The 22,155-nt window shown below is 71.1% G+C and carries 22 protein-coding genes and 3 tRNA genes; 19 read left to right on the top strand and 6 right to left on the bottom strand.

Going from position 1 to position 22,155, the window contains the following annotated elements:
• The first annotated feature begins 173 nt into the window (after positions 1-173).
• The 7 genes from ACH34T_RS31675 to ACH34T_RS31705 all read left to right on the top strand — a co-directional run bounded on the left by ACH34T_RS31675 (position 174) and on the right by ACH34T_RS31705 (position 8,483).
• Complete coding sequence (locus tag ACH34T_RS31675; protein WP_396024609.1) at positions 174-812, top strand: hypothetical protein; 639 nt, start codon at positions 174-176, stop codon at positions 810-812.
• 294 nt (positions 813-1,106) lie between these two features.
• On the top strand, positions 1,107-2,696 hold the full coding sequence (serA, locus tag ACH34T_RS31680) for a phosphoglycerate dehydrogenase (RefSeq protein ID WP_396024610.1): 1,590 nt from the start codon (positions 1,107-1,109) through the stop codon (positions 2,694-2,696).
• 452 nt (positions 2,697-3,148) lie between these two features.
• Complete coding sequence (locus ACH34T_RS31685; RefSeq protein WP_396024611.1) at positions 3,149-3,847, top strand: (2Fe-2S)-binding protein; 699 nt, start codon at positions 3,149-3,151, stop codon at positions 3,845-3,847.
• 43 nt (positions 3,848-3,890) lie between these two features.
• Positions 3,891-4,958 carry a 3-isopropylmalate dehydrogenase gene (locus tag ACH34T_RS31690; protein WP_396024612.1) on the top strand — a complete coding sequence of 356 codons (1,068 nt, stop codon included), beginning with the start codon at positions 3,891-3,893 and terminating at the stop codon, positions 4,956-4,958.
• A gap of 241 nt (positions 4,959-5,199) precedes the next feature.
• Complete coding sequence (locus ACH34T_RS31695; protein ID WP_396024613.1) at positions 5,200-6,303, top strand: branched-chain amino acid aminotransferase; 1,104 nt, start codon at positions 5,200-5,202, stop codon at positions 6,301-6,303.
• 244 nt (positions 6,304-6,547) lie between these two features.
• Positions 6,548-8,125 (top strand): citramalate synthase, encoded by a 1,578-nt coding sequence (gene cimA, locus ACH34T_RS31700; RefSeq protein WP_396024614.1) that lies wholly within the window; start codon positions 6,548-6,550, stop codon positions 8,123-8,125.
• Between the two features lie 76 nt (positions 8,126-8,201).
• A complete protein-coding gene (locus ACH34T_RS31705) occupies positions 8,202-8,483 on the top strand; it encodes a GNAT family N-acetyltransferase (RefSeq protein ID WP_396024615.1) in 282 nt (93 codons plus the stop codon).
• A gap of 11 nt (positions 8,484-8,494) precedes the next feature.
• Here ACH34T_RS31705 and ACH34T_RS31710 read toward each other — a convergent pair whose 3' ends face one another.
• On the bottom strand, positions 8,495-9,892 hold the full coding sequence (locus ACH34T_RS31710) for a cyclic nucleotide-binding domain-containing protein (RefSeq protein ID WP_396024616.1): 1,398 nt from the start codon (positions 9,890-9,892) through the stop codon (positions 8,495-8,497).
• A gap of 351 nt (positions 9,893-10,243) precedes the next feature.
• Here ACH34T_RS31710 and ACH34T_RS31715 point away from each other — a divergent pair, with 351 nt between their 5' ends.
• Complete coding sequence (locus ACH34T_RS31715) at positions 10,244-10,534, top strand: hypothetical protein (protein WP_396024617.1); 291 nt, start codon at positions 10,244-10,246, stop codon at positions 10,532-10,534.
• A 126-nt stretch (positions 10,535-10,660) separates the two neighbouring features.
• Here ACH34T_RS31715 and ACH34T_RS31720 read toward each other — a convergent pair whose 3' ends face one another.
• Together ACH34T_RS31720 and ACH34T_RS31725 are read right to left on the bottom strand one after the other, a co-directional pair.
• Positions 10,661-11,362 (bottom strand): GNAT family N-acetyltransferase, encoded by a 702-nt coding sequence (locus tag ACH34T_RS31720; protein WP_396024618.1) that lies wholly within the window; start codon positions 11,360-11,362, stop codon positions 10,661-10,663.
• Positions 11,363-11,499: 137 nt separating this feature from the next.
• A complete protein-coding gene (locus tag ACH34T_RS31725) occupies positions 11,500-12,402 on the bottom strand; it encodes a GntR family transcriptional regulator (RefSeq protein ID WP_396024619.1) in 903 nt (300 codons plus the stop codon).
• Positions 12,403-12,647: 245 nt separating this feature from the next.
• Here ACH34T_RS31725 and ACH34T_RS31730 point away from each other — a divergent pair, with 245 nt between their 5' ends.
• The 7 genes from ACH34T_RS31730 to ACH34T_RS31760 all read left to right on the top strand — a co-directional run bounded on the left by ACH34T_RS31730 (position 12,648) and on the right by ACH34T_RS31760 (position 17,703).
• Complete coding sequence (locus tag ACH34T_RS31730) at positions 12,648-12,857, top strand: hypothetical protein (RefSeq protein WP_396024620.1); 210 nt, start codon at positions 12,648-12,650, stop codon at positions 12,855-12,857.
• 142 nt (positions 12,858-12,999) lie between these two features.
• Positions 13,000-13,317, top strand: a complete 318-nt coding sequence (locus tag ACH34T_RS31735) for a hypothetical protein (protein ID WP_396024621.1) — start codon at positions 13,000-13,002, stop codon at positions 13,315-13,317.
• Between the two features lie 429 nt (positions 13,318-13,746).
• Positions 13,747-14,151, top strand: coding sequence for a DUF6292 family protein (locus tag ACH34T_RS31740; RefSeq protein ID WP_396024622.1), 405 nt, complete (start codon positions 13,747-13,749; stop codon positions 14,149-14,151).
• Positions 14,152-14,330: 179 nt separating this feature from the next.
• Complete coding sequence (locus ACH34T_RS31745; RefSeq protein WP_396024623.1) at positions 14,331-14,702, top strand: hypothetical protein; 372 nt, start codon at positions 14,331-14,333, stop codon at positions 14,700-14,702.
• A gap of 112 nt (positions 14,703-14,814) precedes the next feature.
• The gene (locus ACH34T_RS31750) at positions 14,815-16,197 is read left to right on the top strand and encodes a cellulose binding domain-containing protein (protein WP_396024624.1); all 1,383 of its coding nucleotides are present in this window, start codon (positions 14,815-14,817) and stop codon (positions 16,195-16,197) included.
• A gap of 76 nt (positions 16,198-16,273) precedes the next feature.
• Positions 16,274-17,041, top strand: coding sequence for a fumarylacetoacetate hydrolase family protein (locus ACH34T_RS31755; protein ID WP_396024625.1), 768 nt, complete (start codon positions 16,274-16,276; stop codon positions 17,039-17,041).
• 11 nt (positions 17,042-17,052) lie between these two features.
• Positions 17,053-17,703, top strand: a complete 651-nt coding sequence (locus ACH34T_RS31760; protein WP_396024626.1) for a DUF2461 domain-containing protein — start codon at positions 17,053-17,055, stop codon at positions 17,701-17,703.
• Positions 17,704-17,726: 23 nt separating this feature from the next.
• Here the strand turns inward: ACH34T_RS31760 and ACH34T_RS31765 are convergent, their stop codons facing one another.
• A complete protein-coding gene (locus ACH34T_RS31765) occupies positions 17,727-18,326 on the bottom strand; it encodes a PadR family transcriptional regulator (protein WP_396024627.1) in 600 nt (199 codons plus the stop codon).
• 63 nt (positions 18,327-18,389) lie between these two features.
• On the opposite strand from ACH34T_RS31765, the gene ACH34T_RS31770 reads away from it, so the two are divergent.
• The 4 genes from ACH34T_RS31770 (at position 18,390) to ACH34T_RS31785 (ending at position 19,486) form a co-directional block, all read left to right on the top strand.
• Entirely contained in the window at positions 18,390-18,800 is a 411-nt protein-coding gene (locus ACH34T_RS31770; protein WP_396024628.1) for a VOC family protein, read from the top strand.
• Positions 18,801-18,941: 141 nt separating this feature from the next.
• Positions 18,942-19,013: transfer RNA gene (locus ACH34T_RS31775), tRNA-Gln, on the top strand.
• A gap of 25 nt (positions 19,014-19,038) precedes the next feature.
• A tRNA-Glu gene (locus tag ACH34T_RS31780) sits at positions 19,039-19,111 on the top strand.
• A gap of 302 nt (positions 19,112-19,413) precedes the next feature.
• Positions 19,414-19,486, top strand: a tRNA-Glu gene (locus tag ACH34T_RS31785).
• Between the two features lie 45 nt (positions 19,487-19,531).
• Here ACH34T_RS31785 and ACH34T_RS31790 read toward each other — a convergent pair.
• Together ACH34T_RS31790 and ACH34T_RS31795 are read right to left on the bottom strand one after the other, a co-directional pair.
• Positions 19,532-20,251: a hypothetical protein gene (locus tag ACH34T_RS31790; RefSeq protein WP_396024629.1), complete on the bottom strand. Its 720-nt coding sequence runs from the start codon at positions 20,249-20,251 to the stop codon at positions 19,532-19,534.
• A 12-nt stretch (positions 20,252-20,263) separates the two neighbouring features.
• A complete protein-coding gene (locus tag ACH34T_RS31795) occupies positions 20,264-22,060 on the bottom strand; it encodes a glycosyltransferase (RefSeq protein WP_396024630.1) in 1,797 nt (598 codons plus the stop codon).
• Positions 22,061-22,155: the final 95 nt, after the last annotated feature.

The raw sequence follows: 22,155 nt of genomic DNA on the forward strand, positions 1-22,155 counted from the left end.
GACCGCCGCCGTTGCGGTAGAGAGCATGAGTGGTGTGATGCTGTTCAGGGACGACGGAAGGCCGCGGGCCGGAGGCGACGCGGAATTGATCCTCGGCGCGGCATTGCCGCGGGCCGATTTCTCCCGGATCCGCAATGCGGGGCATGGGACGAATTCCGGCGGGGAGTCGTGACGTGCCGGCGGAAGAGGAGAAGGACGTCCGGCGCTGGGAGACCTGCGGGCAGGCGTGGATCGGCGTCCTGCGGCACGTCTGGAGCGCCGGGGAGGCCGGCCTTGAGGACGGCGGCCCCATCATCGAGGGACCGCCGCTGCTGTTCGAGGTCAGCGCGCTGAGCTGGGAGGACCCGATTCTCCACGAGCACGGCGACCGCGCGCGGATCGTGCGGCGGGCCCAGGAGCGCACCCGCCATGTCGTCCGCGGACGGTACTGGCCCAGGCTGCACGACCTCGAAGGCAACGACCAGATCCGCTGGGTCGTCGACCTGCTGCGCTCCAGGCCATGGACGACCAGCGCCTGGATCTCCCTGACGATCCCTGGCGAGCCGGCGGAGGGGCTGCCGAGCCTGACGGCGCTGTCCTTCCGCATCCGCGGCTACCGGCTGATCATGACGGCGATGTTCAGGTCGCAGAACGTCTACCGCGGCTACCTGACGTACATCCCGCTCCGCGAGGTGCAGGTCCAGGTCGCCGAAGAGCTGGGGCTGCCCGCCGGGCCGCTGCGCGTGTACGTGGACGTCCCGCACGTCCACGTCGTCGACCTGGAGAAGGTCGCGTCCGTCCTGGTCGCGATGCCCGAGCCGAACGCCGCCTGACCGGACGGACTCCCCAGCCGAGCGCCGCCTGACCGGGCCAGCCCCCCCAGCCGAGCGCCGCCTGACCGGGCCAGCCCCCCAGCCGAACGCGGCCTGACCGGACGGACGCCCCGACCGCACGCGACCCGTCCGTGTCAGGGCGAAGCGGGACCAACCGGTACGTGTCTCCCTGCCGCGAATCGCTCCGGCCCCCGGGAGATAGACTCGCGGCCGGGGGCGAGGGCACGACGAGGTGACCCGTGACGTCACCTGCACACACCACACGGCCATCCACTTTCCGAAGGACTGTCTTCCTTGAGCAAGCCCGTCGTCCTCGTCGCCGAAGAACTCTCGCCCGCCGGCATCGCCGTGCTGGAAGCCGACTACGAGGTCCGCCACGTCGACGGCGCCGACCGCGAGCTGCTGCTGCCCGCCGTCGCCGACGTCGACGCGCTGATCGTCCGCAGCGCCACCAAGGTCACCGCCGAGGTGTTCCAGCACGCCGCGAAGCTGCGGGTCGTCGCCCGCGCCGGCGTGGGCCTCGACAACGTCGACGTGGAGGCCGCCACCAAGGCGGGCGTCATGGTCGTCAACGCGCCCACGTCCAACATCGTCACCGCCGCCGAGCACGCCATCGCGCTGCTGCTCGCCACCGCCAGGAACGTGCCGCAGGGCCACAGCGCCCTCAAGCAGGGCGAGTGGAAGCGGTCCAAGTACACGGGCGTCGAGCTGCAGGGCAAGACCGTCGGCGTGCTCGGCCTCGGCCGCATCGGCGTCCTCGTCGCGCAGCGCCTCGCCGCCTTCGACATGAACGTGATCGCGTTCGACCCGTACGTGCAGGCCGCCCGCGCCGCCCAGCTCGGCGTGAAACTCGTCACACTGGACGAGCTGCTCCGCGAGTCCGACTTCATCACCGTCCACCTGCCGAAGACGCCCGAGACGCTGGGCCTCGTCGGCGACCGCGAGCTGCGGCAGGTCAAGCCGTCCGTCCGGATCGTGAACGCCGCACGCGGCGGGATCGTCGACGAGGAGGCGCTCGACCTCGCGCTCAAGGACGGCCGCGTCGCCGGCGCCGGCATCGACGTGTTCAGCACCGAGCCGATGACCGACAGCCCGCTGTTCCACCACGACAGCGTCGTCGTCACCCCGCACCTCGGGGCCAGCACCCACGAGGCGCAGGAGAAGGCGGGCACGCAGGTCGCCCGGTCGGTGAAGCTGGCCCTGTCCGGCGAGTTCGTCCCGGACGCGGTCAACGTGCAGGGCGGCGCGGTCGCCGAGGACGTCAAGCCCGGCCTGCCGCTCGCCGAGAAGCTCGGCCGCATCTTCACCTCGCTGGCCGGCGGCGTCCCCGTCCGGCTGGACGTCGTCGTCCGCGGCGAGATCGCCGAGCACGACGTGAAGGTCCTCGAACTCGCCGCGCTCAAGGGCGTGTTCCTGGACGTGATCGAGGAGACGGTCACGTTCGTCAACGCGCCGCTCCTGGCCCGCGACCGCGGCGTCGAGGTCACCCTCACCACCAGCGAGGACAGCCCCGACTGGCGCAACGTCGTGCAGGTGCGCGGCACGATGGCCGACGGCGCCGTCGTGTCGGTGTCCGGCACGCTCACCGGCCCGAAGCACGCCGAGCGGATCATCGAGATCAACGGCTACAACATGGAGCTCGTCCCGACCGAGCACATGGCGTTCTTCTCCTACGTCGACCGTCCCGGCATCGTCGGCGCGGTCGGCAAGATCCTCGGCGACGAGCAGGTCAACATCGCGGGCATGCAGGTCGGCCGGGACGCCAAGGGCGGCAGGGCGCTGATCGCGCTGACCGTCGACTCGGCCATCCAGCCGCAGCTCCTCGACGCCATCACCGCCGCGGTCGGCGCCGACATGGGCCGCCGGGTCGACCTGGAAGGCTAGCCGGGCCCCGGTTCTCCTCCCGTCCCGTGGCGGTTCTCACACGCTCGTGTCTCAGATCGTGAGAATATTCGCCACGGGTCGGGACAGTCCGCCTGCGCCGGAGGTAATCTCGCAGGTAGTCATGCGGCGCTTCGTAGTAATCCTTCGCTGCCGCAGCGGGGCCTGATCATCGGCAGGCCGGCACCCGCTGCGGAGGCTCTGCCTGGCCGTGAGTCCGATATCGACGCGGGACCGTGCGAACCACGGGTTCCCGAGCGGCCCCACTGGCCTCACCACAGCGATCTGGAGCGAACCATCATGAACGACACCCTGAACAACGCCCCCGCCGACGACGCCGAAGAAGAGGAAGCGGTCCGCGCCCTGCAGACAGCGCTGGACCGCAGAGCTGACTAGGCCTTCTCTCCTCCTTCGGCCGCCGCGCCACTTGAGAATCGCGGTGCGAGACTGGAGCCGTGGATCTCGACGTTGAATCCGCCGTGGTGGCCGGGGTGCTGGGGGAGGCGGCCCGGCTCGGGCCGTACTTCGAGATCGGCACCGGGGTGGAGGCGGACGAGTCCGCATGGGAGCCGTTTCCGGGGGACGCCGCCCGTCTCGCGGCCCTGACCGCCGACTATGCGGAGCGGCTCGGAACCGGTGAGCAGCGGGTCGCGGCGTCACTGGTGTTCCAGGGGCTCGCGGCGCGGCTCTGGTCACCGCTCGTCGCCGCCGCCAGCCGCGGCGTCGTTCCGGACATATCCCGACTGCTCTGGCATTGGGCGCCGGACGAACCGATCGTCTTCCGGCTGGCCGAGCCGTCCGGTTGGCGGGTGGACGACGCCGCCGGGGCCGCCGCCCTGATCCGTCCCATGGTCGTGGACGGCAAGCTCCGGCCGCTCCGCGACGTGATGCTGAGCTTCGCGGTCCTCGCGGACGGCCTGGTGTGGGGCAACGCGGCCTCGGCCCTCGCCGGGAGCCTGAACGTGGGGCCCCGCGACGACGGGCGGCGCGCCGTCGTCCGGGAACTGCTGGCGCGGGAGCCGCTGGCCGAGGCGGGGACGTTCGGCCCCGACGGATACGTCCGCCGGAGCTGCTGCCTGTACTACCGTGTCCCCGGCGGAGGGATGTGCGGCGACTGTGGCCTGCTGGAACGAGACGAGCGCTCCAGCATGTGAGATGGAAGCCCACACATTGAGACGTTTGCAGTAAGGTGCGCGCATGGTTTCCCGCAGTGTTCGTCTGGCCGTCATCCCGGGGGACGGGATCGGGCCCGAGGTGGTCGCCGAAGGGCTGAAGATCCTCGACGCGGTGTCCGGTGACAACGCCGTGTCCGGTGGGCTCGCGTTCGAGCGGACGTCCTACGACCTGGGCGCCGCCCGCTGGCACCGGACGGGCGAGACGCTGCCCGACTCGGTCCTGGACGAGCTGCGCCAGCAGGAGGTCATCCTGCTGGGCGCCGTCGGAGACCCGAGCGTGCCGAGCGGGACGCTGGAGCGCGGCCTGCTCCTGCGGGCCAGGTTCGAGCTCGACCACTACGTCAACCTGCGTCCGGTGAAGCTGTTCCCGGGCGTCGCGACCCCGCTGGCCGGGGTGGCGACGGACGACATCGACATGGTCGTCGTCCGGGAGGGCACCGAGGGCCCGTACACCGGTGTCGGCGGGGTCCTGCGCAAGGGCACGCCGCACGAGGTCGCCACGCAGGAGAGCGTCAACACCGCCTACGGCGTCGAGCGGGTCGTCCGGTACGCGTTCGAGGTCGCCGCGTCGCGGCCGCGCAGGCACCTCACGCTCGTCCACAAGGACAACGTCCTCACGTTCGCCGGTGACCTGTACCAGCGCACGCTGAAGCGGGTCGCCGAGGAGTTCCCGCAGGTCACGACCGACTACTGCCATGTCGACGCGGCCACCATGTTCTTCGTGTCGCAGCCGCGGCGGTTCGACGTGATCGTCACCGACAACCTGTTCGGCGACATCATCACCGACATCGGCGCCGCGATCGCCGGGGGCATCGGGCTCGCCGCGTCCGGCAACGTCAACCCCGAACGCACCGCGCCGTCGATGTTCGAGCCGGTGCACGGCAGCGCGCCCGACATCGCCGGGCAGGGCAAGGCCGACCCGACCGCCACGATCCTGTCCGTCGCCATGCTGCTCGACCACATCGGCGCGGGCGACGCCGCCCGCCGCGTCGAGCAGGCCGTCTCGGACGACCTCGCCGAGCGCGCCGCCGTCGGAGAGCGGTCCACGTCGCAGATCGGCGACGCGATCGCCAAGCGAGTATCCGGCTGAGGGCACGCCTCTCTGCCGGTCAGCGGAACAGGGAACTCCGGGCGTGCCCCCGCGGCGCGCCCGGTTCGGTGCGCGCCGCGGACGAACACGCTTCCACCTCGGACGATCCCGAGCGGTGCCGTGCACCGGGAAGAATGTTCGGCGAAGGAGTGGGGTCTGGACGAAGTAGGACAATAGGGACTAAGGAAGCCGCAGCGGCGATGGGGCCGCGCCGGCGATCCGCGAGAGGACGAGTACCGCGATGAGCGACACCCTGGACTTCGAGATCACGCGCACGGAGCGGCCCGCGACCGCCGCCGAACGCGACCGCGTCCTGGCCGATCCCGGCTTCGGCCGCTTCTTCACCGACCACATGGTGACCGTCCGGTACTCCGCGGACCGGGGCTGGCACGACGCGCGGCTCGAACCGTACGGCCCGATCCCGATGGACCCGGCCAGCCAGGTGTTCCACTACGCCCAGGAGCTGTTCGAGGGCCTCAAGGCCTACAGGCAACCCGACGGGTCGGTCGTCACCTTCAGGCCGTTCATGAACGCGGCCCGGATGAACAGGTCCGCGCGGCGGATGGCGATGCCGGAGATCCCCGAGCAGCTGTTCGTGGACGCGGTCGAACTGCTCGTCCGCACCGACAAGGACTGGGTGCCCGACGCCGAGGGCCACAGCCTCTACCTCCGTCCGTTCATGTTCGCCACCACGCGCGCGCTCGGCGTCAACAGCCCGGCGAACGAGTTCCTCTTCATGGTCATCGCGTCCCCGTCCGGCCTGTACTACCCGCGCGGGATCAAGCCGGTCTCGGTGTGGCTGTCGCAGGACTACACCCGCGCCGCGCCGGGCGGCACCGGCGAGGCCAAGACCGGCGGCAACTACGCCGCGTCCTTCGCCGGGCAGGCGCAGGCCGTCGCGGAGGGCTGCGACCAGGTCGTCTGGCTGGACGCCGTGGAGCACCGCTGGGTCGAGGAGGTCGGCTCGATGAACCTGCTGTTCGTCTACGGGTCCGGCACGCGGGCCCGCATCCTCACGCCCGCGCTCACCGGGACGCTCCTCGCCGGCGTCACCCGCGACTCGATGCTCAAGCTCGCGCCCGACCTCGGCATCCCCGCCGAGGAGGGCAAGATCAGCATCGAGGAGTGGGAGGCGGGCTGCCGGTCCGGCGAGATCACCGAGGTGTTCGGCTGCGGCACCGCCGCGATCATCAGCCCGGTCGGCCGGGTCAAGGGCGCCGACCGCGAGTGGACGATCGGCGACGGCGAGCCGGGCGAGGTGTCGATGCGGCTGCGCGAGGCGCTGGTCGGCATCCAGTACGGCACCCGTCCCGACCCCTACGGCTGGGTCCACAAGATCGTCTGATTCGCGGTAGCGCCGTGGGCCCCGGCATGTCCGCATGCCGGGGCCGTGTCGTCTCAATATGTGGGACGGATGTCCCACATTCGTGAACCTTGTGGCAGACTGCTGCGCATCATGCGCGACAGCCTCGTGATTATCGGCTGGCGCGCCGGCAGCAGCTAACAGGACAGCGCCGGCGCGCAGACCTCTCACGTCCGTGAGGGGTCTTTTTTGTGCGCTGACGCGGTCCCCTTGGGGGTTCCACGCAATGCAAGGCGACGCGTTCCACGTCTACGACACCACCCTGCGCGACGGCTCGCAGCAGGAGGGGCTCAACCTCTCCGTGCCCGACAAGCTCGCCATCGCGCGGCACCTGGACGACCTTGGCGTGGGCTTCATCGAAGGCGGCTGGCCGGGAGCCAACCCCAAGGACACCGAGTTCTTCAGGCGCGCTCGAACAGAGCTCGACCTGGCGCACGCGCAGCTCACCGCGTTCGGCGCGACCCGCCGGGCCGGTGTGCGGGCCGCCGACGACCCTCAGGTTGCCGCGCTGCGCGACTCCGGCGCGTCCGTCGTGACCCTTGTCGCCAAGAGTCACGACAGGCACGTCGAGCTGGCCCTCCGCACCACCTTGGAGGAGAACCTCGCGATGATCCGCGACACGGTCTCCCACCTGCGTGCGGAGGGCCAACGAGTCTTCCTTGACGCCGAGCACTTCTTCGACGGCTACCAGGCCAACCGCGCCTACGCGCTGGAGGCCGTCCGCACCGCCGCCGAGGCGGGCGCGGACGTCGTCGCGCTGTGCGACACCAACGGCGGGATGCTGCCGGACGAGCTGGCCGACGTCGTCCACGACGTCGTCTCGCTCGGCGTCCGCGTCGGCATCCACTGCCACGACGACTCCGGCTGCGCGGTCGCGAACTCGCTCGCCGCGGTGAAGGCCGGCGCGACCCACGTCCAGGGGTGCGCGAACGGGTACGGCGAGCGCAGCGGCAACGCCAACCTGTTCACCGTCATCGGGAACCTGCAGCTCAAGCGCGGCATGCCGCTGGTCTCGGACGCGCAGCTCGCCGAGATGACCCGGATCGCGCACGCCGTCTCCGAGGTCACCAACATCGCGCCCGGCTCGCAGCAGCCGTACGTGGGCCTGTCGGCGTTCGCGCACAAGGCGGGGCTGCACGCGTCCGCCGTCAAGGTCGACCCGGACCTGTACCAGCACATCGACCCGGCCGCCGTCGGCAACGACATGCGGATGCTGGTGTCCAGCATGGCGGGACGCGCGTCCGTGGAGCTGAAGGGACGCGAGCTCGGCTACGACCTGTCCGGCGAGAAGGCCAAGGCCGTCGTCGACAGGGTCAAGGAGCTGGAGTCCACCGGCTACACCTTCGAGGCCGCGGACGCCTCCTTCGAGCTGCTGCTGCGCGAGGAGCTCACCGGCGTCCGGCAGCGGCACTTCGAGGTCGAGTCGTGGCGGTCGATCGTGGAGCGCCGACCCGACGGGTCCATGGTCAGCGAGGCCACCGTCAAGCTGCACGCCAAGGGCGAGCGGATCATCGCCACGGGGGAGGGCAACGGCCCCGTCAACGCCCTCGACAACGCGCTGCGCAGCGCCCTCGGCCGCCTCTACCCGGAGCTGGCGCGGCTGGAGCTCGTCGACTACAAGGTCCGGATACTGGAGGGCACGCACGGCACCGAGGCCCGCACGCGGGTGCTCGTCGAGTCCGGCGACGGCGAGCGCGAATGGGGCACGGTCGGCGTCGAGGACAACGTCATCGCCGCGTCCTGGCAGGCCCTGGAGGAGGCCGTCTCCTACTGCCTCCTCCGCGCCGGGTACGAGGCGGGCTGACCGGCGCCCTTGCCGGTGGCCGTCCTCCAACGGGCCGATCGGGAATTCCTCCGGCCAGGTGGGCATTATCGGGGGCATGAGCACCGAGATCACCGACAACGCCGAGCGGAACCGCTACGAGATCAGGCTGGACGGCGAGCTCGCCGGGTTCGTCGAGTACGAGGTGGGGGAGGGCTCCGTCGCCCTCGTCCACACCGAGGTCGCGCCCGCGTTCGAGGGCAGGGGCGTCGGCGGCTCGCTCGCCCGGGGCGTCCTGGACGACCTCCGCGCGCGGGGCCTGTCGGCCGTGCCGGTCTGCCCGTTCATCAAGAAGTGGATCGAGAAGCACCCCGACTACCAGGACCTGGTGGCCGCCTGACGGGCCCGGGGTCAGACGGCGCGGAGCTGCGACTCGCCGCCTTCGAGGGTGAGCCACGCCGACAGCGACGCCTCCTTCAGCCGCACCCGCACGCGCGCGTAGCGGCCGGGGTCGACGAACCCGGGCGCGGACGTGATCACGGTGTCGAACACGAAGTCGGACGTGACGAAGGCCAGGTCGGCGCCGGTGTCGGCGACCCGCTTCTTGACCGCGGGGGCGTCCACCATCCGCCGCGCCGTGATGATCGAGATGCCGGACACGCCCTTCGGCCCACGCTGCACCGGACCGACGTGCAGCGCGGCCCGCAGCTGCATCCGGGTGGCGTCGCAGGCGCGGCGGTTGTAGCGGCGCAGCGCGGCGGCCAGATGCGCGAGCATCGGGTCGACGACCGCCTCGGTCGGCGTGGTCGGCGGGATGACGATGAGCGCGCCGTCGCCGCGGTCCTCCTCGTAGAAGTCGGCGAGCCGGAGGCCGGACGCGGTGAACGACTCGTCCAGCAGCCGGTACATGGCGTCCAGGACGTGCCTGCGGTCGGCGTCGGTGCGCGCGGGCAAGCTGAAGCCGGTGATGTCGGTGATCAGGATCGTGCAGTTGCCGCCCGACCAGTCCGGTAGGGCGCGGGGTTCGGGGGAGGGCCGCTCGACCTGGCGCCGGTAGACCTGCTGCTCCAGGACGGCGCGCACGCGCGGGTGGGCGTCCAGGAACAGCGCGAAGTCGCGGGGTGCGATCAGCAGCGCCTGGACGTCGTCCTCGGCGGTGACGTTGGCCGACCGGTCCTTGACCATCAGCGCGGCCCGCTCGCCGATCAGCTCGCCCGCGCCGCGGAACGCGAGGGTCCGCTGCCCGGCGCTCCCGGCGGCGCCGCCGGCGTCAGGGGTGTCCTCGTCGACCCACACCCGCGTCCAGCCGGACAGGATCACGATGACCTCGGTCGCGGGTCCGCCCTCGCAGCACAGCACGTCCTCCTTGCGGTAGACGTGCCGGCGCCCCAGGGCGAGGAGGGTGCGCCGCTCGTCGGGCGTCAGCGACCCCCAGAACGTCGTCTCGTCGTAGGCGGCGGCCTGCGGCAGCTCCACCAGTTCCCCGGACGGGACGGCGACCGGCAGCGCGGACGCGGGCTCGGGCGGCGGCTCGGTCGGCCCGTGAAGCGTTCCGGCCCGCAGGTACTGGACGAACGCGTTGGTCATGCTCACCACGGGGAATGTCAGGAACGTCAGGCCGCCGGTGATCACGGCGCCGGGCGAGCCGTCCAGCGCGTACCCCAGCACCACGGCCAGGAGCGTCGCGGGAGTGGTGATCTTCGCGCTGAGCAGGCCGGTGCCGCCGCGCGGAGCGGCGCCCCGCGAAGCGGCGCCGCCGCGCGAGGCGGTGCGCCTCCACGGCCGCGCCCCGAAACGGTCAGTGCTCACGAAGTAGTCCTTCCCCCGGGAGGGCGCGACGCGGTGCGCGCCCGCCGTCCCGGCGTCGTGTCCCACTTCTCCCCCAGCTGCGAGCCTACGCAGTCATACATATGATAACCATACGATAACTGTATAAAACCCGGTGAGTATTAGGTATCTTGATGGCGACAGTCATGCGGAGTCGAGATAGCGGAGGTTTTCCGGCCGTCTGGCGGGGAACCACTAACGTGCACCCTTTGCGTGGGGCCATGGGTTTGCTGACGGAAGGCTGTATTGTCGCTGACCGGCGGACGCCCGAGCGCCCCGCGCCGGACGGACGGACGGCGGGCCGCCTCCGCCCCCGGATTGGAGAATGCGCTCATGACGAACTCTCGAGCAGCCTCCGACACCTCGGGTGGGAGCATGGACGCCGGCGAAACGCCCCACCGCGGGGAAGGGGTCCCGCAGCCCGAGCGCGTGACGGTCAACCTGACCGGCAAGGCGGTCCAGGCGCTCCAGCGCCTGCAGGAGCTGACCGGCTACAACAAGACCGACTGCATCAACCGGGCGCTGATCATCGCGAGCGAGGTCGAGGGCATGTCCCGCGATCCGGGCGCCGTCTACTGGCGCGAGAGCCCCGACAGCGATCTGATGCTCGTCCGCTTCGTCTGATCCCCGCGCGGCCCGCGTGCCGCCCGGTGTCCGCTCGCGTTGAACGCGCGGCCGGGCTGGCTCGTCCGGCGGGAGCGTCCTCCCGGACCCCGCCGGCCTGATGGCCGCAAGCGGTCAGGGCACGCGTCAGCTCCGCGACGAGGCGGCGTGCGGCACCGAGCTCCTGGGCCCGGCGATGATCCGGGTCGGCCTGATCAGACGTCCCGCCTCCGCGCCGGCGCGCGTCTCGACGATCCGGGCGGGAGACGCCGGAGCGGACGAGTCCAGCGGCTTCTCGAACAGGGCGCCCGACGGGGTCCTGTCGCTGGTGGTGCGGACGGCGACGTCCTCGAAGCCCTGCCGGCGGTAGTAGGCGTGGAGCTCGTCGTTGTCGGTCCAGACGTCGATCCTGACCAGCTCGGTGTTGCGCTGCTGCGACGCTCCCTTGCGTCCCGCCCAGTCGATCAGCTCGGCGCCCAGGCCGCCGCCCGCGTAGTCGCGGTGGATGACGAGGCGGTGGAGGTAGACGGCCTCGGTATCGCGTTCCTCGGCCGTCCAGAGCTCCTCGTGGCCGATCAGCTTGATGCTGACCGTGCCGATCGGACGCTCCCCATGGAAGAGCAGCCAGGTCTCCTGATCCAGGAGGGCCTCGTAGACGCGTTTCCGGCGGTCGTCCGGACTCGGCCACGGCCGGGCCCACTGCGTCGTCCGCTTTTCGGCCCGCAGCCAGTCGGCGGCGTGGTCGATGAGCCCGAGGACGACGTCGATCTCGTCGGGGCGGGCGAGGCGGATGCGGTACCTGGGGTAAGGGGCCCGGCTGCGTTGGCGGGCCCCGGTGTCTGTGTCCACGTGTTCCTGCGCTCCGTGAAATACCGAGGCCCCCGCCTCCCGGCCGGTTCTGCGAAGAAACCTGGGATTTCCGTCGGTCGGGAAGGGGGGGCGTGTGGATAGGTGTGCGACTGCCGCCGTGGTCGGACGGCGGCGATCTATCCGCTGTCGGCGTCCGCGGCCCGCGGGGATTTGCGCGGCGCGTCCTCGGACCGCCCCACCTCGGGCGGTCCTACTCCGGGTGTCCTGAGCACGTCGTCGGGGACCTGCCCGTCGTTGTAGTGCAGCCGCGTCCGGTCGGACGGCCAGACCGTCACGGTGAGCCGGAACGCCTTGCCGTCGGGGGAGTACGCCGTCCGGACGGTCTCGAACACCGCGTCGGCGGCGGACTCGCCCAGGCTGAAGAAGCGCTTCTCGTTCTCGTCCGGCACCCGGGCCTTGATCTCGTCGTGGAAGCCGACCTCGCTGTAGCCGAGCGCCTCCTGCAGGTACGCCACCGCGCCCTCCGGGATGTCGCGCGGGTAGAGCAGGCGGGACGCGCCGCCGGTGGCGAAGTCGAGCGGGTAGAACGAGGTCTGCAGGGCCCAGGGGCGGCCGTCCAGGAAGAGCTCCTGGTGGCGGGAGATGAACTCGGCGTCGGCGTTGGTCTGCAGGTACCGGGCGATGACCTTGGTGCCCTCCTGCACCTCCACCTTGACCGGCGACACCGTCACCTCGCGGTGCCCGGGGATGTGGGCGTCGCGGTTGTACCACTCGCCCGACCCGGAGCCGGGCGCGAGCCCCAGCTCCACGGCGGACAGCGTCACGTGGATGATGTCGGGCCGGTGGACGACGAACGTCCCCTTGCCCTGCTCCGAGACGACGTATCCCTGCTGCTGCAGGTAGGACAGCGCGTCCCGGACGGTGTTGCGGGACGCGCTGTAGTGGTTCTCCAGGTCCTTCTCGGGTGGCAGGCGGCGTCTGGCGGTCGAGCCGTCGCGCGGTGAGAGGTCGCCCGACTCGATGCGACGGAGCAGGTCATTGGCGATGTCACGCCAGCGGAGTGGGGTCGTGCGAGGCATCGGATCCGCTCCTTCCCGGCCTGTCCACCCGGCCGTGCACCCCCGGACGAGGAACGTGCACAGAACAGGACTTCATGATCTGAACAAGTCGTTCCCGTCCAACGTGTTTGCAATCTCTAGAAAGGGTAACACTTTGAGTGAGAGACTTGTTGGTACAAGTTAACCAGCAGAGAACTCGGACAACACTAGCAGCAGGATGTCGTGGATGTAAGGGATATCGGCAACCAGTCGAAGGAGGGATCAACATGACCGCCATGGTCGCGCTGTGGGTCCTCGGTCCCGCGGCACTGTTCCTGGTCCTGTCGCTCTATGTCGTCTTCATGGGCCTTCGCACGAAGGACCTGAAGTTCCGCACCCGGATGACCGCTCCGACGCCGGCGCTCGGCCGCCGGGCGCTGCTGGTCAACGTGGTGGTTCCGGCCGGCGAGCCGCCAGCGGGCGGCCCCGGCTCATGATCTCCGGTCGCCGCGGGGCGGGCCGCTGACCTAAGGAGAATTCGAGGTGGAAGACAGCCGGATTGACGCGGTGCCGAGCGCGCCGTTCCCGATGCCCGATTCCGTACAGGGGGCCGGGTGGAGCTCCCCGTTCGATCGGCGGGTGGGGGCCGGAGGACCGGGGGTCGAGTGGGACCAGCCGAGCGAGCGGGCCTACCCGCTCATGATGCTGACCCCGGCCACGAAGGCCCGCTCCGTGCAGGCCTCCTGGCCCGGAGCCGACTGGCCCGTCGTGGTCACCGGGATCGCGGTCCTGGTGATCACGGCCGAGCTGGGACGCCGGGCGGGCGCCCCCGCGCGGATGACCGCGCTCTGCTCGACGGTGGGCTTCGCCGTGGTGGTCGTCGTCCCCCGCTTCGTCTCCGCGGTGCCGCGGCCTCGTCCGCGGCTCCGCCAGCCGTCCACCACCGCGGTGCGATGAGCGGCCGGCCTCACAGCGTGGTGAGTCGCCGGCCCGACGACACGCTGAACCGCGAACGCGCCGGCACGCCGAACACCCGGCGTGACGGCGCACCCGGCGGACGACGCCGCGAGGCGCCCGGCACCCGGTGTCACGACGCGCTCGGCGGACGATGTCCCGGGACGCTCGGCCTCCGGCGTGACGGCGGACGACGTCCCGGGAAGCGCGTCACCCGGCGTCACGGTGCGCCCGGCGTCCGGAGGCGGGGCGTCTTGAGGACCTTGTAACGGAAGAGGCCAACGGCGAGAGAAGGGAGAAACGGGGTGAAGGGGGGAGTTTGTGCTGCCTTCAGCCAAATTTCTTCGTCGCCGAACGGGACATAACGGATCTTTTCCCTCATACTTCTAGGGGACGGAAGTCTGCCAGGAGAAGGAAGAGAGGGACGACCCAGTGATCGGCCACATTCGACCTCTGCCTCACCCGGACCCCTTCGTCGAAGCCACCCGCGGTTACATCACCAGCGTCGGCGACGCACTGCAGGCGGACGGGGTGCGGCTCTCGGACGTCTGGCTCGACCCGTGCAATCCGCGAGACGCGACGTTCGTCCTCGGGCTCCAGGCCCTCGTGTGGAACGAGTCCGAGGGGTTCGTCCTTGGCGAGTTCGTGTCCGGTGAACCCGGTGTGCGGACGGTGTTGCGCGATCCCGTCCGGCTGGGAGAGAGTGTGCTGCCCGACCCGCGGTCCGTTCCCGTCCTGCTGGACGCCGGCGTCGAGGGCTCCCAGGCTCCGCCGCGCTCCTTCACCGCCGGGCACGACGGGCTGGAGGACGCACTCGCCCGCTACTCGGTGAGCTGAGCCATTCGCTCGGAGACGGGTGTCTTTCCGTCAGTATCGGCGCGGCTACGCAGAAATTTCGCCGGAAGTCGGGAAAGCGGTGGCGGATTTCGGGTGGAGCGTCCATTATGAGACCGGCACGGCACGTGTGAAGGTTCCACGTGCCGTCTCTCAGTTGACCGACCCGCCGGAGTGATCGCATGCCTGTCCGACCCTGGAGCCCCGAGGACCTCGGGCGTCCGACGGACGGGACGTGGGCGGACATGGCGTTCGGTCTCGGCGAGCTGTACGAGCGCGAAGGCGGCCTGGAGCAGGCCGCGGGCTGGTACCGGCGGGCCGCCGAGTCGGGCCGCGCGGACGCGGCGCTGCGCCTCGGCGCCGTGCTGGGCCGGCTGGCGGACGCCGACACCGCCGCCGACTCGGCCGAGGACCTGCTCGCCGAGGCCACCCGCTGGCTCAGCGGCGCACAGGACGCCACGACCCCGGACGCCATCGAGCTGATCACCGACATGCTCAACCGGCAGCTGCGGCAGGCGGCGCGCCGCGGGCTGGAACCCGCCCCGGCGGGCTGACGCCCGGCGAGCGCCGCCCGGTTCGTTCGGACACCTCCCGGTTCGTCATGAACCGAACCGCCGCGCTCGTCGTCGGACTCCATGAGATCGGCGACAGCGGAAGGTGGACGAGTTGAGCGGCGAGGAGCCCGGGTACGTGCCCCCGGACCACAAGACCACCGCCGAGTTCCGCGTTCCCGGAAGGCCCGCGGCCCCCGCGGCCCCCGCCGAGCCGGGGCCCGAGGCGACCGTCGTCGACGAGCCCGTGGACGATCTCATCGACCCCGGCGTGACCTCCCAGGACGTCGTCCCCGAGGACGACGACGCGGACGTCACGTTCAGCGACGTGCCGATCGACGACCCCGAGGACGACGCGCCGGACGATCCGAACGCTCCGGGAGGAGCCGCGGACGTGACCTTCCAGGACGTGCCCGCGGACGATCCGGAGGACGCGGACGATCCCGAGGACAACGCCTCCGTGACCGTCTCCGACATCCGCGTGCCGCCGAAGGTGATGGCCTTCGAGAGGCCGGCGCAGGAGGCGCACGCGCCAGGCGAGGACGCGGCGGCGGCGTCCGACCCGGCCACGGTGCCCGAGGAGATTCCCGCGGCCGAGCAGGCGGTGATGCACGAGCAGGTGCCTCCTCTTCCGGCTGAACCGCAGGCGGCGGGGCCCGCGCCCGCTGAGGCCCCGTGGACGGAGCAGTTCGGCGCCGAGGCGGAGTCGGCGAACCCTGGCGGCGGTGCTCCGGACCCCGCGCAGGCGCAGGCGCACGCGTACGCATCGCCGCCGCCTCCGGCTGAGTCGACCGTGCCGCCGTCGTACGAGGCGACCGCTCCGGCGATGGCGCAGGCCGCGTCGTCGTCCGGGGGAGTGCCGCCGTCCGGGCCGTCCGGGTCGTCTGGGCCGTCCCGCTCGGGACGGCCGCTGCTGCTGGTCGCGTTGGTCGCGCTGGTGGTGGTCCTCGCCGCCGTCGCGGTCGTGGTCCTGCTGCTCGACCGCGGCTCCGAGACCGAGGGGAAGGCCGCGACGACGCCGTCGGCGGCGTCCACCCCGGCGACCGCGGACCCGCCGACGACGGGCGAGCCGGGCGGGCCGTCGCCGAGCGGGGCGCCCGCGACGCCCACGCCGCCCGGCGAGACGCCTGGACAGCCGCCCGCGTCCCAGGCCCCGGCCGCGCCGTCCGCGCCGATCGGCCCCGTGCTGACCGGGGAGGGCATCACGTACCAGCTCGTCCAGCAGAGCGAGGGGTACTTCGAGGGCAGGATGGTCATCACGAACCGCACCGGCCGGCCGATGCCGGCGTGGCGGCTCACGTTCCGCGTCCCCGGCGCGGTCGTGAAGAACATCTGGGGCGCGAAGCTCGTCAGCGGGGGCGAGAGCGTCGAGATCAGGAACCTGGACGGCGCGCCCCCGATTCCGCCGGGCGGGACGTGGGACGTCCAGTTCGGCGCGTCGGGCGCGACGTCCACCCCGAAGGGCTGCAGGCTCAACGGCGCGGCCTGCGGTTTCTGACCCGCGCGCGGCCGGCGGTGCGTGGCGGAACATGGGGCGTCAGGGTGTGTCGGGGGCAGGGGCTAGGCTCTCGACCATGCGTATCGCCAGGTTCTCCACCGACGACGGCATGTCCTTCGGCGTGGTGGAGGAGAACACCGTCGCCGCCATCGCGGCCCACCCTTTCGGTGAGCTGACGTTCACCGGGCAGCGCCTCCCGCTCGCCGACGTCCGGCTGCTCGCGCCGATCCTGCCCAGCAAGGTCATCGCGATCGGCAAGAACTACGCCGACCATGTCCGCGAGATGGGCGGGGACGCGCCGCCCGCCGAGCCGGTGGTGTTCTCCAAGCCGTCCACCGCCGTGATCGGCCCGGGCGAGGCGGTCGCCTACCCGCAGAAGCTGTCCGAGCGGGTCGACTTCGAGGGCGAGCTGGCCGTCGTCATCGGCCGGATGTGCCGCGAGGTCCCGGCGTCCCGCGCCGCCGACGTCATCCTCGGCTACACGTGCGCCAACGACGTCACGGCCCGCGACCTGCAGGCGAAGGACGGGCAGTGGACGCGCGCCAAGGGCTTCGACACGTTCTGCCCGATCGGCCCGTGGATCGAGACGGAGGCCGACCCGGCCGACCTGGCCATCACCACGACCGTCAACGGGGACGTCCGGCAGGACGCGCGCACGTCCCTGCTGCTGCACGACATCCCCGCCCTGGTCGAGTACGTCAGCCAGGTCATGACGCTGCTGCCCGGCGACGTCATCCTCACCGGCACGCCCGCCGGCGTCGGGCCGCTGGAGATCGGGGACGAGGTGACCGTCACCGTGGAGAGCATCGGCAGCCTGACCAACCGCGTCGTCGCCCGAGACTGAAGAGGACTGCCATGGCGACCGGCGACTCTGGATTCAGCGGCTTCACCGACGAGGCGTTCTCGTTCTATGAGGGTTTGCAGGCCGACAACAGCAAGTCCTACTGGACGGCCCACAAGAAAACGTACGAGCGCCATGTGCGCGAACCCTTGACGGAGCTGTGCGCCGAGCTGGAGGAGGAGTTCGGTGCGGTCAAGCTCTTCCGCCCGTACCGGGACGTCCGGTTCAGCAAGGACAAGACGCCGTACAAGACGCACCAGGGCGGGCACACGACCGAGGGGTTCTACGTCCAGGTCGACGCGGACGGTCTGATGGTCGCGGGCGGCATGTACGCCCCCACGCCCGACCAGCTCCGCCGCTACCGCGAAGCGGTCGGCTCGGACATCTACGGCCCGGAGCTCCAGAGCATCGTGGACGACCTCCGCTCCGCCGGAATGGAGATCGCGGGGGACCGGCTCAAGACCCGTCCGCGCGGCACCCCCGAGGACCATCCGCGCCTGGACCTGCTACGGCACCGCTCCCTCTACGCCCACGAGGGCTGGCCCGCCGACCCGTGGATGGAGACCGCGGAGGTGGTGACGCGAGTCCGCGAATCGTGGCGGCGGCTGCGTCCCCTGGTCGACTGGGGCCGCCACCATCTCGGCGCCCCGGACTTCACCCGCTGACCACGCTGCCCGCCGGGGGCGGGTCAGTCGGTGAAGGCGTCCGGGGGGACGCGGGCGCCGGTTTGCGGTGTCACGCCGTCCCAGTGCTCCACCTCGGCCAGCGCCCACTCGGCCCAGCGCAGCAGCAGCGCGTTCTGGTCCCGGATCAGCTTCGAGGGCAGCGCGATCACGGGGAGGCGCTCCGGGTACGGGCCGCCCTCCTCGTACTCGGCCATCCGCGCCTCGGTGATCGCCACGCGCTTTTCGGCGTCGTCCCGTATCCGGCGCAGCGTCGTGCGCAGCTGGCCGAGGTCGCCGTGGTCGGCGAAGGCCACCTTGAGCAGGGCCTCGAACTCCATCACGGGGCCGGCGCCCGGCTCGTCCAGCCATGCCCTGAGGCTCGCCCGCCCCTCTTCGGTGATCTCGTAGACCGTGCTCTTGCGCCGCCCCGTGTACTCGGTGCGCGACCGGGCGAGCCCGTGTTCGACCAGCTTCTTCGGCTCCTCGTAGAGGACGCTCGCCGCGCGCGGCCACGTCGTCTGCAGGCTCCGCTTCATCTGCACCTTGAGCTCGTACGTCGTCCACGGCCGGACGGCCAGCAGCGACAGGATCGCATAGGACGTCGTCGTCAGTTCCCGTGCCATAGGGCTTGACCATACTCCGATCCGGAGTATCGTCGATACTCCGAACCGGAGTAAGGAGTATGTATGGCGCCGCCGGTCACCGGCCTCTCCCACCTCTCCCTCTCCGTCACCGACCGCGACAAGAGCGTCCAGTGGTATGGCGACGTCCTCGGCTTCACCCCGTTCTACGTGCAGGACGACGACCGCTGGCTGGAGACGATCTGCATCCTCGCCGACGGCCTGACCGTCCTCGGCCTCGTCCAGCACCGGGACGCCGCCGGGCCTTTCGACCACCGCCGCGCCGGGCTCGACCACCTCTCCTTCGCCGTCGCCGACCGCGCCGCCCTCGAAGACTGGCATGCCCGCCTCGTCGACCTCGGCGTCACCTGCTCACCGATCGCCGATACGCCCTTCGGTCCCGTCCTGTGCTTCAGGGACCCGGACGACGTCCAGCTCGAACTCTTCGTCCTGGAACCCGCGGACCCGCCCCGATGACCGCCGCGCCGGGCCGGGCGCACGGGGGCTCCGGCCCGGCGAGGCGGCTCCGCCAATCGTTTTGGTCGCAGTCCCAAGGTCCTGTATTCTCATCGAGGCGCGAGCGACCAGCCCTGACCGGCACGGGCGCCCGTACCTCCCTGGGGTATGGTGTAATCGGCAGCACGAGTGATTCTGGTTCACTTAGTCTAGGTTCGAGTCCTGGTACCCCAGCTGCGTCCGCACTCCGCGGACACACGCCCCCGTCGTCTAGTGGCCTAGGACGCCGCCCTCTCAAGGCGGTAACGGCGGTTCGAATCCGCTCGGGGGTACCCCTACTCGTCGGCGTTCGCCGGCTTCGCGGGGTCTTGTGTCTACCCGGGGGGCGACCCCCGGACCCCCGAGGTGGGGGCTCCGCCCCCACGCCCCCTTGTGGTTGCGGTTTGTGTTTCGGTGCCGGTCGCTTGTGGCTGGGGTTCACGCAGAGCCTTTTTCTGCATCGTTCGAGAACTGGGTTTTCTTTGGGGCCTTCCAGGGGGCTTTCCTGGTGCTCTTGAAACTCGGTCGAGGTTGTGGGGGGTGTCCGGTAGGGTGGGTGGGGTCCGAGCGGGAGATCGTTCGGGTTCGTAGTCCGGCCCCCGTCGTCTAGTGGCCCAGGACGCCGCCCTCTCAAGGCGGTAACGGCGGTTCGAATCCGCTCGGGGGTACGCGTGTAGCCGCGGATCAGATGGTCCGTGGCTTTTGTTTTGCGGTCAGGTCGCCGGGGCGAAGGCGGTGCTGGTGACGTCGCGTTCCAGGGTGGGGGCCTGGAAGCCGTACGTCTCTATCGCGTCCACCCGGATGATCAGGCAGAACCGTTCGGCGGTCTCCAGCGAGCCGGCCAGGTCGCGGTGCCGGTGCTGTAGGAAATGGACGGCGGCGCGGTTGGCGAGCGCGGTCTGCCCGCAGATGACGAAGATCGGACGGGACGCCGGGTCGGGGCGGAACTTCGCGACCAGCGCGTGTTCCCGGCGGCCGCGATCGCACCGGAACCGCTCGCCGTCGACCAGGAACGCCATCGAGTCGTCGTCCTGGCCGTAGGGCAGGAGGGTGACGCCGGGCAGGTGCGCGGCCAGGTGCCCGCCGGTCCGCGGATTGGAGCCGCCCAGCGGCCCGCCGATGCAGAACTCGGTGGTGGAGCCGTTGCTCTCCCGGAACTCCTGGCTCCGGCGGATGGAGACGGGGCTGCCCAGCTCCCGGCCGAGCAGCGCGATCTCGACGAGCGCGTGGACGTCGTCCTGGGCCATGCTGCCGGGCTTGCTGTACTTGTCGTTCATCACGACGACGCAGGGTGCCCCGCCTTCGAGGCCGAAGAACGCGGCCTTGCGGTGCAGCGTCCGCGCCTGCTTCGCGCGGTTCCACAGCCAGACGCCGCCGCCGCTCAGGACGGTGGTCACCAAGCCGATCAGGACGTTGAGCAGCAGTGCAGACATGAATCCCTTTTCTCAGGCTCGCTCGCCGGCCGCCGCGAGCAGGGTGACGGCGGCGTCGCGCCAGGTTCTCTCGCCGGCGAGGGTCCGGTGCAGTTCGGCGGCCCGGGCGAACGACGCGTCGCGGTCGCGCAGCATCGCCCACACCGCGCGTCCCCAGACGTCCGCGTCGGTCTCGTCGTCGTGCGATATCGCCACGACCGACCGCTGTGCCCGCTCGGCGGGCAGCACCTCGTCGAGGAGCAGGCCGAGGCCGCTCTCCCCGGAGACCAGCAGCGGCGTCCCCGAGCAGATCGCCTCCAGGCCCGCCATCCCGAACCCTTCGGTGCGGGACGGCAGCAGCGCGAGGCTCGCCTGCGCCAGATCGGCGGCGATCTCGGCGGCGTCCGGCGTGTAGGGGCGCACGGTGATCCGCACCCGGGGCAGGCCGGAGTGCGTCCGCAGGAGGTCGCGCAGTTTCTCCGAGCCTCCGGGCCGCGCCCCGCGCACGACGAGCTCGATCCGCTCCGCCCGCTCGCCGCGGTACAGGTCGGTGCGGGCGACCGCCTTCGCCGCCAGGTCCAGGCCCTTGAGCTGGACGTCCTCGGTGCGCCCGAAGACGAGGATCCGCCACGGGGAACCAGAAGGCGCCGAGCGCGCCGCCGGTTCGACGAAGTCGAACCCGGGATCGAAGCGGATGAGGCGTGCCGCGGGCGGGAGATCGCCGCGGAACCGCACATGGAGGCGGGGGCCGACCGCCACCGCCGGTGCGGCGGTCGAGGCGAGATCGATCTCCAGGGCCCGGCGTGCGGCGGCGCGGTCGCCGGCGTCGTCCGGACGGTCCCGCTTCTCCCACTCGTTCTCCTCGGGCGCCATGTGGAGGAAATGCACGCGGCGGGCGCCGGGGAATTGCCGGGCCAGATCGCGGGCGCGTTCCCCGGTGATCCAGCTGTGGCCGACGATTATCTCGGGGGCGCCGTCCGGTTCGGTGACGAGCCGGACGCCGTATTCCGCGGCCTCGGCGCGCTCGCCGTCCGTCGAACTCTCGACCAGGCAGGAGACGTCGGCGCCGAGGTGCGCGAGCACGATGCACAATTGGCGGTTGAACGTGCTGACCCCGCCGCCCGCCGACGACCATTCGACGCCGGCGGCGAGAACGCGGACACCGCCGCCGCCCTGGCGTGGGCCGCGGTATCGGGACTGCCCGGCCGCGGTGTTCTCCCGGTCGTCCGCGTCGGATAGGTCGGCTGCCGGGCTCGGCAGGTTCATGCGTTTCGCCAGCGTCTCCGCCCATTCGAGGAGCGGTGACGAGCCGGGGCCGTCCGGACGTCCGGCGCGCGCCGTGAGGACGAGAAGCGGATGCCCGCCCTCGGAGACGGGCAGCACCTCAAGAGCGCGCAGCAAGGCGTCGGCATCGGCCGGTGGAACCGGCGGCGGCTTTCCCGCCGCTTCCAGAAAGTACCGGTCGAGGCGGCCGGGTTCCAGGCGCGCGGTCAGGGCCTCGATGTAGTCGGCCCGCTCGGAAACGGTCTCGAACCATTCACTGGGCAGTAATTCCTTGATGGAGCGGATGGCTCTTTGCGCGGAATGCGACGGGCCCTCGAAATAGTCGATGTGGTCTTTCAGCCGGTGCAGGGCGCGCGGATACTCCAGGCAGGCCTCGACGAACGCGGAGGCCGCGAGCTTGCGGGAGCCGTCGACGCCGGGGTCGATGTCGATGCCGTCGGACCGAAGTGACCGGAGCAATTCCGCGCGGTATCCCGAGGTGGCGAAGACGCTCAGGGCGCAGAGGTCGTCCTTCAGAGCGAGGATGCGGCGGCCCCGATCGTGCATCAGATCCCTCCTGCGGGATGGGGCGGAGAGGCCCGCGCCGGACATCGGGATTCGGTCGCCTCTAACTCAGGTAACGGTGGTCGAGCCGATGCCGG

The sequence above is a fragment of the Actinomadura sp. 9N215 genome (assembly GCF_044326345.1).
In the GTDB taxonomy this organism is placed as follows: Bacteria; Actinomycetota; Actinomycetes; order Streptosporangiales; family Streptosporangiaceae; genus Spirillospora.

Coding starts and splice junctions, on each gene's coding strand:
- ACH34T_RS31690 (WP_396024612.1), top strand. CDS start 3,891: ATGGTTTCCCGCAGTGTTCGTCTGGCCGTCATCCCGGGGGACGGGATC.
- ACH34T_RS31695 (WP_396024613.1), top strand. CDS start 5,200: ATGAGCGACACCCTGGACTTCGAGATCACGCGCACGGAGCGGCCCGCG.
- cimA (WP_396024614.1), top strand. CDS start 6,548: ATGCAAGGCGACGCGTTCCACGTCTACGACACCACCCTGCGCGACGGC.
- ACH34T_RS31705 (WP_396024615.1), top strand. CDS start 8,202: ATGAGCACCGAGATCACCGACAACGCCGAGCGGAACCGCTACGAGATC.
- ACH34T_RS31715 (WP_396024617.1), top strand. CDS start 10,244: ATGACGAACTCTCGAGCAGCCTCCGACACCTCGGGTGGGAGCATGGAC.
- ACH34T_RS31725 (WP_396024619.1), bottom strand. CDS start 12,402: ATGCCTCGCACGACCCCACTCCGCTGGCGTGACATCGCCAATGACCTG.
- ACH34T_RS31730 (WP_396024620.1), top strand. CDS start 12,648: ATGACCGCCATGGTCGCGCTGTGGGTCCTCGGTCCCGCGGCACTGTTC.
- ACH34T_RS31745 (WP_396024623.1), top strand. CDS start 14,331: ATGCCTGTCCGACCCTGGAGCCCCGAGGACCTCGGGCGTCCGACGGAC.
- ACH34T_RS31755 (WP_396024625.1), top strand. CDS start 16,274: ATGCGTATCGCCAGGTTCTCCACCGACGACGGCATGTCCTTCGGCGTG.
- ACH34T_RS31760 (WP_396024626.1), top strand. CDS start 17,053: ATGGCGACCGGCGACTCTGGATTCAGCGGCTTCACCGACGAGGCGTTC.
- ACH34T_RS31765 (WP_396024627.1), bottom strand. CDS start 18,326: ATGGCACGGGAACTGACGACGACGTCCTATGCGATCCTGTCGCTGCTG.
- ACH34T_RS31770 (WP_396024628.1), top strand. CDS start 18,390: ATGGCGCCGCCGGTCACCGGCCTCTCCCACCTCTCCCTCTCCGTCACC.
- ACH34T_RS31790 (WP_396024629.1), bottom strand. CDS start 20,251: ATGTCTGCACTGCTGCTCAACGTCCTGATCGGCTTGGTGACCACCGTC.
- ACH34T_RS31795 (WP_396024630.1), bottom strand. CDS start 22,060: ATGCACGATCGGGGCCGCCGCATCCTCGCTCTGAAGGACGACCTCTGC.